2 protein-coding genes are annotated in these 3,027 nt (G+C 59.8%); both read left to right on the forward strand.

Annotated elements, in window-relative coordinates:
- Nucleotides 1-668: phosphopantetheine-binding protein (locus JL015_RS27425; RefSeq protein WP_201020675.1), on the forward strand; the 668-nt coding region annotated here is incomplete at its 5' end.
- A gap of 14 nt (nucleotides 669-682) precedes the next feature.
- Nucleotides 683-3,027, forward strand: a 2,345-nt coding sequence (locus JL015_RS27430) for a condensation domain-containing protein (protein ID WP_201020676.1), incomplete at its 3' end; no start/stop codon positions are given.

The raw sequence follows: 3,027 nt of genomic DNA on the forward strand, positions 1-3,027 counted from the left end.
GAGTAATCGAGTACGCCGGACGTATCGACCATCAGGTGAAGATTCGCGGCTTCCGTATCGAACTGGGTGAAATCGAGGCGCGCCTGCTGGCTCAGGCCAGCGTTCGCGAAGTCACCGTGCTGGCGCTGGACGGGCAACTGGCGGCGTATCTGGTGCCTCAGGATTCAAGCAGCGATCCGCAAACCCTGCGCGAAGAACTGAAAGCCGAACTCAAGGCGCATCTGCCGGATTACATGGTGCCTACCCATTTCGTGGTGCTGGACGCCATGCCGCTGACCGGCAACGGCAAACTGGATCGCAAGGCCTTGCCGAAACCGGATGCCAGCCAGTTGCAGAACAGCTATGTGGCGCCCGAAAGCGAGCTGGAGCAGCAACTGGCAGCCATCTGGGCGGACGTGCTGAAAGTCGAGCGAGTCGGGCTGAATGACAACTTCTTCGAGCTGGGCGGTCATTCGCTGGTGGCGGTGCAGGTGCTGGTCCGTGTGCGCGAGCAATTGCAGCACGAGGTTTCGCTCAAAGAGTTGTTCGAACAACCTTGTGTGGCGGGTCTGGTTGCCGTGATCGAGCAAAAAAATGGCAAAAGTGACCCTGCACTGGACGAATTGACTAAATCGCTAGAGGCACTCAAACGTTTATCAGCGGAGGAAATTGATAATTTGATTGCTTAGCAGGAGATACCCCCGTGCAAGAGTTGCTTGAGTCCGTAAAATCGCTGTCCGCCCGTGAACGAAAGGCGCTGGCGGTACTGCTGAAGCGACAGGGGGTGAATCTCTACGCCGTCACGCCAATCTTCAAGAGAGAGTCGCAGGAAGGTTCTGCGCTCTCTTTCGCCCAGCAGCGGCAATGGATCATCTGGCAGCTTGAACCACAGAGCGCCGCCTACAACATCCCCCTGGCCTTGCGCCTGCACGGCACCCTGAATGTCGAGGCCTTGCGCCGCAGTTTCAAACACTTGATCGCCCGTCATGAAACCCTGCGCACGACCTTCGAGCAGCAAGGCGATAACGCCCTTCAAGTGGTTCATCCGGCTGGCGCTTTCGCCCTGAGCGTGGACCGGCTTCAGAGCGGTGAAACGGTCGAGGCGTACGTCGAACAGGAAGTGCAACGGCCCTTCGATCTGCAACAAGGGCCGCTCTTGCGGGTCAAGCTATTGAGCTTGAGCGATGACGAGCATGTGTTGGTCCTGACCCAGCACCATATCGTCTCAGATGGTTGGTCGATGCCGATCATGGTCGATGAGCTGCTGCGCTTTTACGAAGCCTGCAGCCAGGGACGCGAGCCGGAACTGGCCGCGCTGCCGATCCAGTACGCCGACTATGCGCTCTGGCAACGTAACTGGCTGGAGATGGGTGAGCAGGAGCGCCAGCTGACCTATTGGAAAAACCAGTTGGGCGACCAGCCGCCAGTGCTTGAACTGCCCACCGATCGTCCACGCCCGGCCGTGCGGACCTATGGCGGCGCACGCCTCAATGTCGAACTGGATAGCACATTGCTGGGCCGTTTGAAGGACGTGGCGCGGCAACAGGGCGTTACCTTGTTCATGTTGTTGCTGGCGTCGTTCCAGACCCTGCTGCATCGCTACACCGGGCAAAGCGATGTACGTGTCGGCGTGCCGATTGCCAACCGCAACCGCGCCGAAACCGAGGGCCTGATCGGCTTTTTCGTCAACACCCAGGTGCTCAAGGCAGAGTTCGATCCGCAGACAACGGTTGTCCAGTTGTTGCAGCAGATCAAGCAGACTGCCTTGCAGGCTCAGGCTCATCAGGACCTGCCATTCGAGCAACTGGTGGAAGCCTTGCAGCCGGAGCGTGACTTGAGTCGCAGCCCGTTGTTTCAGGTTGCCTATAACCATCAGACCCAAGGCCGGAACGAGGCCCGCCAGTTGCCCGGCTTGCGTCTGGAATATCAGGTGTCGGACAAGCACACCGCGCAGTTCGACCTGACCCTGGATACCTGCGAGCGGGAAGACGGCCTGGGTGCTTCGCTGATCTACGCCACTGACCTGTTCGATGCCGCCACCATCGAGCGCATGGCCGAGCACTGGCGCAATGTGCTGCACGCCATGACGGCCAATCTCCATCAGCGCATTGCGGACCTGCCCTTGCTGAGCGCAGCAGAGCGTGAGCAAACGTTGCAGGACTGGAACCGTGATGTGGCGGTTTACCCCAGCGAGCAGTGTGCCCATCAAGTGATCGAAACCCAGGCCACTCGCGTGCCGCAGGCCATTGCCCTGACTCTGGGCAATGAGCAACTGACCTACGATGCACTGAACCGTCGCGCCAACCAGTTGGCTCACAAGCTGCGCGAGCAGGGCGTTGGCCCGGATGTGCGGGTCGGTCTGGCGGTGGAGCGCAGCCTGGAAATGATCGTCGGCCTGCTGGCGATTCTCAAGGCGGGTGGCGCCTATGTGCCGCTGGACCCGGATTCCCCATCCGAGCGCCTGAACTACCTGATGGATGACAGCGGCATTGCCTTGTTGCTGACTCAGGATCACTTGCTGGCCAGCCTGCCGGTTCCGCCGCAGGTGAAAACCCTGTCCCTGAGCGATTCGCTGGAAGGCTATGCCGACAGCAACCCGGTCAACCTGACGACGCCGGATAACCTGGCCTACGTGATCTACACCTCGGGTTCGACTGGCAAACCGAAAGGCACGCTGTTGCCGCATCACAACCTGATGCGCCTGTTTGCCGCCACCGATGACTGGTTCAAGTTTGATGATCAGGACGTGTGGACGCTGTTCCATTCCTACGCCTTCGACTTCTCGGTCTGGGAGATTTTCGGCGCATTGCTGCACGGCGGTCGCTTGGTCATCGTGCCTCGCGACGTCAGCCGTTCGCCGGAAGATTTCCATGCCTTGCTGGCGCAGGAAAACGTCACGGTGCTGAACCAGACGCCATCGGCGTTCAAGCAGTTGATGCGGGTGGCGTGCGACAGCGAAAAAGCTCTGGCCCTGCGCTCGGTGATCTTCGGTGGCGAAGCGCTGGATGTGGCAAGTCTTGCTCCATGGTTTGAACGTTTTGGCGACCA

The sequence above is a fragment of the Pseudomonas cichorii genome (assembly GCF_015471405.1).
GTDB lineage: Bacteria > Pseudomonadota > Gammaproteobacteria > Pseudomonadales > Pseudomonadaceae > Aquipseudomonas > Aquipseudomonas serbiensis.